General features: G+C 55.1%; 5 protein-coding genes and 1 pseudogene. 5 read left to right on the forward strand and 1 reads right to left on the reverse strand.

What is annotated here, in order from left to right; translation table 11 throughout:
• The first annotated feature begins 183 nt into the window (after positions 1 to 183).
• Complete coding sequence (locus AB2B41_RS22835; RefSeq protein WP_367880134.1) at positions 184 to 447, forward strand: DUF3489 domain-containing protein; 264 nt, start codon at positions 184 to 186, stop codon at positions 445 to 447.
• Positions 444 to 857: a DUF2924 domain-containing protein gene (locus tag AB2B41_RS22840; RefSeq protein WP_367880135.1), complete on the forward strand. Its 414-nt coding sequence runs from the start codon at positions 444 to 446 to the stop codon at positions 855 to 857. The genes AB2B41_RS22835 and AB2B41_RS22840 overlap by 4 nt, the downstream gene beginning before the upstream one ends.
• A 180-nt stretch (positions 858 to 1,037) precedes the next feature.
• Here AB2B41_RS22840 and thpR read toward each other — a convergent pair whose 3' ends face one another.
• Positions 1,038 to 1,586, reverse strand: a complete 549-nt coding sequence (gene thpR / locus AB2B41_RS22845; RefSeq protein ID WP_367880136.1) for an RNA 2',3'-cyclic phosphodiesterase — start codon at positions 1,584 to 1,586, stop codon at positions 1,038 to 1,040.
• Between the two features lie 705 nt (positions 1,587 to 2,291).
• Between thpR and AB2B41_RS22850 the strand changes: the two genes are divergently transcribed.
• From AB2B41_RS22850 to AB2B41_RS22860, 3 genes and pseudogenes are all read left to right on the forward strand, one after another.
• Entirely contained in the window at positions 2,292 to 2,657 is a 366-nt protein-coding gene (locus AB2B41_RS22850; RefSeq protein ID WP_367880137.1) for a transposase, read from the forward strand.
• Between the two features lie 73 nt (positions 2,658 to 2,730).
• Positions 2,731 to 3,731 (forward strand): annotated as a pseudogene (locus AB2B41_RS22855) (IS481 family transposase).
• A 119-nt stretch (positions 3,732 to 3,850) separates the two neighbouring features.
• A complete protein-coding gene (locus AB2B41_RS22860) occupies positions 3,851 to 5,452 on the forward strand; it encodes a hypothetical protein (protein ID WP_367880138.1) in 1,602 nt (533 codons plus the stop codon).
• Positions 5,453 to 5,846: the final 394 nt, after the last annotated feature.

Here is a 5,846-nt window from a genome sequence, read left to right on the forward strand (position 1 = left end):
GGCTCTGTCCGGTCATTCGCTGCGGTTTGCACCAAGGTCTGCTTGTGGGGCTGACCTGCAAGTTTGACTGGACTTCTGGGCAGGACTGAGCGGTACTGTCTGTGTCGATGACGCCCGGAACCTCCGGGCTCCACTCAGTACAGGGCGAGGGGTTGGCCTTTGCCCAAAGAGTGGAGACAGACCGTGACAACATCAGAGCTAGTACCGCCAAAGACAGCCAAACCGAAGACGGCTGCGGGTAAGCAAACGCGCCAGGCGCAGCTACACAAACTGCTGACCCGGAAGTCCGGGGTAACCATCGCCCAGCTCCAAAAGACCTTCGGCTGGCAACCGCACACGGCAAGGGCGGCGATATCAGCGCAGCGCAAGGCGGGGTGCGCGGTGACCCGCACAGAGACAGACAGGGGATCGGTCTATCGGATTGTCGCAGGGCAGGGCGACCGGTGAGCGCCGGAGAGATAGATCAGGTGTCGATCCTGATCGCAGAGATCGAAGCCTGTGATCGATCAGCCTGCATGGACCGCTGGCGCGAGGCTTTTGGCCGCCCACCGCCCAAGCATCTGTCTCTGCAGTTCCTCAAGCGAGTGCTGACCTGGGAGGCGCAGAACGAAGCACTGGGCGGTGTATCGGCCAAAACGGTGCGTCGCCTGAAGCAGATTGCCGCCGGAAAGACCGTTCCCGCTGCCGCCAAGCCCGGTTCCTTCCTGGTTCGGGAGTGGAACGGACGGACATGCCAGGTCGACGTTGTTGATGGTGGCTATGTCATGGACGGCAAGACCTGGCGGTCCCTCTCCGCCATTGCCAGGCACATTACCGGCGCCCACTGGTCAGGTCCGCGCTTCTTCGGGGTCCAGTGATGCGCCGGATCCGCTGCGCCATCTATACCCGCAAGAGCTCCGAAGAGGGGCTTGAGCAGGACTTCAACTCACTCGATGCGCAACGGGAGGCCTGCGAGGCGGAACTCGATTATCGTGAATGCTGCGATTTGAAATTTTTCGGACCGTTTCAGACCTGGTCGAGAAGCCGTTGGGCCGCTCTTAGCTCCCTGCCAGCTCGTAGTTCGCGAGCACCTGGTGCAGCGCGCCAGCTGGCGTCAGGGTCGATTGGTAGAGCTGGAAACTACTGACCTCAAATGCTGACCCCTGGAAGGCCGAAACCTCCGCCAGTCGGCTTTGCAGGTTTGCTATTTCGAAGACCGAGAGTCCCTTGGGCAGGCGCGTGACCGTCACGTGCGGACGGAAACGCCGCTTCTGAAACCGAAGCCCAGCATTCCTCAGCGCCCGGGTTATCCGCTTTTCAAGCTCCATGAGTCCGGGGGATGGCGCCACATCCGCGTAGATCACTTGCGGCGAGCGCTTCCCGAAGCTTCCAACACCGGCCAACCGCAGAGTGAATGAAGAGCTCTGAATACATGATAGAGCCAGGTGCGCCTCTTTGATCGCCTCATCAGGCTGTTCACCCAGAAAACAGAGCGTTAGGTGCAAGTTTTCCTCGGGCACAGCTCGACCGACCGCAAGCTCGTTCTGCAAGTCTCCGAGCTCACCACGAACGAGGTCTGGAAGATCAATCGCTACAAAGGCGCGCATACTTGCCCTCCGAAGGGAACATGCGGTCCTTTCTAGTCTGTCCAGACAAGCACGTCACCGAAGCGATTGGTCATCAAGTGTCCGCAAAGGGCGGCCAAGCGGTCATCTGACAAAATGACTCGGATGTCTCAGGAGAGCCCGGAGCGGTCATCAGTCAGTTTGCGGCGAATGTCAGCTTTGCCATGTTTCTCGAAACCCGTCACAATGCGATAATTCTGGGAAAATGGTTTCGAGAGGCAGTATTGCGACACCGAAATCGCAGAGAGAATGCGTCTATCGGTAAGAAGTAGAGCGTCTCAGAAACGATCAATTTTGCGGTGCCCGAAGTTCCAGAACCTTAGTGTGCGAGAAGTGCCTCTAACTTTTCCATGGGTTGCTAATCTTCCAGTAGCATTGAGGCTGCCTCGTGTTCGAGGCAGCCTATTCAGGTCACTCCGCTGGTTTCTCACCGTCGTCCTTGGGAACAGGCTTCGAAGATACAACTACGGGCTTCATCAGTAGCATTACGGACCATACAGCCGTAGCGACGATCGCGGCGGCAGAAATTGCCAGGTTAGAGCGTCCGCCGCGAAACCTGAATTGTTGGGGATTCCCATAAGCGTTGATCTGTGGTTCATCCCATTTGGGAGGATGGATCATGTCAGCACCTTTGCCATCGGCAGTCAGGACGCGGTTTCAGAAATACATTGAAGAAGCGCCAACGCATTGATCGCACCGTGGGCCATCAAGGGGGCGATGGATGGCGAAGCTTTCGCCGCTTACGTCGAGCAGGTGCTGGTCCCGGAATTGGAGCCGGGCACCGTCGTGATCCTGGACAACCTCGCCACACACAAGAACGCCGCCGCTGCCAAAGCCATGCGCAAAGCCGGATGCTGGTTCCTGTTTCTGCCACCTTACAGCCCGGACCTGAACCCGATTGAGATGGCCTTCTCGAAACTCAAAGCACACCTACGCAGGATCGGTGCTCGAACTTTCACCGACATGTTCCAGGCTCTCACAGAAATCTGCGAACTCTTCTCACCGGAAGAGTGCTGGAACTACCTCAAGCCTGCCGGATATGTCTCAGGTTAAAGGCCGAACACTCTAGGTGTTTGATCCCAAGGTTTGATGGTGTGATCCTTTCGTTGGAATGGAAGGAGGCCTTATGGGACAAGTTCGTCATGGCAGCGCCACGACCACGCACGCCGTCAGAGCAGCAATACAGCGATCCACTGCCCGGCAGGGTTATGCGTAGCATGATCCCGAGAGGGACAATCTTCGATCGCGGAGCTGAGCCGGGAATTGGGGATCAATCCCAAGACGGTGGCCAAGTGGCGTAAACGCCAAACCGTTGAAGATCTGAAGACCGGGCCCCAAGACCCGCGTTCAACCGTTCTCAGCGAAGAAGAGGAAGCCATGATCGTCGCGTTCCGGCGGCACACATTGCTACCGCTGGACGACTGTCTCTATGCTTTGCAGCCATCGATCCCGCACCTGACGCGGTCTTCTCTGCATCGCTGCCTTCAGCGGCATGGTATCTCTCGACTACCCGATATGGATTGGGACAAGCCCAAACGGAAGAAGTTCAAGAGATACCCGATTGGTTATTTCCACATCGACATTGCCGAGGTCAGAACAGAAGAAGGCAAACTCCATCTCTTTGTCGCCATTGACCGAACCAGCAAGTTCGCCGTCGCGCAGTTGGTTGAAAAGGCGAACCGCAAGACAGCCTGGGAATTCCTTGAACTCCTTCTGGAAGCCGTGCCTTACAAGATCCACACGATCTTGACAGACAACGGCATCCAGTTCGCGGAGCAGCCGAGAAACCGGAACACCATCTATTCCCGACCGATGCGGTTCGACATGATCTGCGAGGCCAACGGGATCGAGCACCGTCTCACCAAGCCGAACCACCCATGGACCAACGGCCAGGTCGAGCGCATGAACCGCACCATCAAGGATGCGACCGTCAAGCGATATCACTACGACAGCCACGATCAACTTCGCAGCCACCAGGGCGACTTCCTTGATGCCTACAACTTCGCACGTCGGCTGAAGACGCTCAGCGGCCTCACTCCATACGAATACATCTGCAAAATCTGGACATCAGACCCGGATCGATTCATCCTAAATCCGATCCACCAGATGCCGGGACTGAATATCTAGGTGCTACCGAAGCAGCCGCACCCAGCAGCAGTAGATCGCGAAGTGGCCATGCCATTAGACCGGATTGCAGCTTGCCAACCCCGAACGCATATTCAAATATCTCGACTTATGAGGTTACCATGAAGAGCTCATCTACTTTGCGTGGTTTTCGCAACAACCCGGCGGTTCTGATCTGTTTTGCTGTCACAATTTTTTTTCAACTGACCTTAACCTATTACGCGCTGAAACCCAGGGTTGGTTTTGACGATGCGAATATCACCCAGGTTTATGCGCGCCACCTGGCTGAGGGTCATGGCTACGTTTACAATATTGGGGGTGAGCGGGTTGAGGGCTCTACCTCGCTGCTATGGACATTGATAAATGCTGCGCTTTTCCTCACCCCATTTCCAATCCTCATGATCACCGCACTATCGGGCTTGCTGACGGTTGGCACCCTTGTTTTTTCTGGTGCCATCACGCGAATGATCGGCGGGGCTAGCGGCGCCGTTGCACTCTGTTATTTGCTGTTCAACTTTTTCCCGGGTTTTTTTGCCTGGAGCTTATGGTCTTTGATGGACATTACCCTTTGGGTTTTCGCGATCTGTGGACTGGTCTGGAGCATGTTGCGCATAGAGACCCAGAGTGGGTCCTGGCCTGGGTATTTTGGGCTTCTTCTGGGGGCCTGTTGCCTCCCCCTTGTCCGCCCAGAAGGAATTGGGGTGGCCCAGGGGCTCTTCGCTATTGCGATTTATTTCAGATGGCACACCCGGCGCTCCTTCGGTATTTATGTCATCGCAGGTCTGCTAAGTGTCGCGGTTATCGCTGCCGTTACGATCTGGCGATTGCAATTTTTTGGATATCCCGTTCCGAATACTTTCTATGCCAAAACATCTACTGATCTCTTTGGTCAAATGAGCCAGGGCATTTCTTATGTCGGCAGCTTCCTAACTGAGACAACAACAATTATTCTATTTATTGGTGCGGCACTTTCGATTGCCATGATCAACGCCAGTTCTGCACGCCCCGCCGCACGTTTCTATGCCTTGCTAGTCCCTTATGTGACCATTGGAGGATTGCTGGTCTACGTCATCCTGGGAGGGGATCACTTTGGCTCTTACAGATTCCTGATCTACATCCTACCACTTGCCATTCCCCTTGCCGCCCATGCACTTGCCGAGTTTGTGGCTGCGTATTCTGAAAAACTGACCAAGATTACTCTGAGCCTTGTTTTGGTATTCTATGCAGGTCTGACATGGGGTGCATTTATCGTTGATGGCGGCAATGTCAGGCATGAACTTCGTATTGCGGAAGGGTCTCGGATTGTCGGCACCGAACTGGCTAAATTGCCCAGTGTGCCATCGGTTGCCATAATCCCGGCAGGTGGCTTCAAGATGGCGTACCCCGGCACTGTTTACGATGTTCTGGGGTTGAATTGGACAAAGATGGCTCTTTCTGGCGACGTGCGCACAGACGCGCTGAAAAACCACGGCGGTTTTAATGCGGAGATCTTTTGGGAGGCGCTGCCGGAAATTGCCTTCCCACGCTACGGGGCTTGTGATGATGGTCAAGCAATGGTGATGGATGACTTTGGTTTCAACATCACCCAAGGTTTCACGGACACTGAACGCTTTCAGGCGCATTACATTGCGGTTTGCAAAGAACCGGTTGTTGCTTATGTTGCCCGCCCGCTGGAATCCATGATGCTGGAAAATGGTTATCATCCATATTTGACGGATCATTGACCCTGACTTCAATCTCTTCTTCCGGCCAAAGGGTTAGGGGACAATGTCGCCAGTTAAATTCTTAACTATTTGCCTTTTACGTCAGTATTGTTGATCTGAATAGCTGCCCAGTCTTAGGCTTTGGGTGGATTCTGCCTGGGAGTTCTGGCCGTGGCGATGTCCACCGTTTTTTCCCCATCGCGACGAAGCAGACATTGGCGCTCGCTCGGCAAACGGCAGCTTCTCTAATCGGGCGTTTGGGTCAAGTTCATTTCATCGTTTCATTTCCGTTTCTCAGGATCTGGTCTCTCATCCGGGTCACGCTTCTCTTCGCAGTTATTGTTGGCCCGGTTCGATTGGACCGCTGCATGCATGTGTCGGATCGGTCGCGGAGCGCCCAGCTTCGTCTCGCGCT

This window comes from Sulfitobacter sediminis, assembly GCF_040811725.1.
Classification (GTDB): domain Bacteria; phylum Pseudomonadota; class Alphaproteobacteria; order Rhodobacterales; family Rhodobacteraceae; genus Sulfitobacter; species Sulfitobacter sediminis.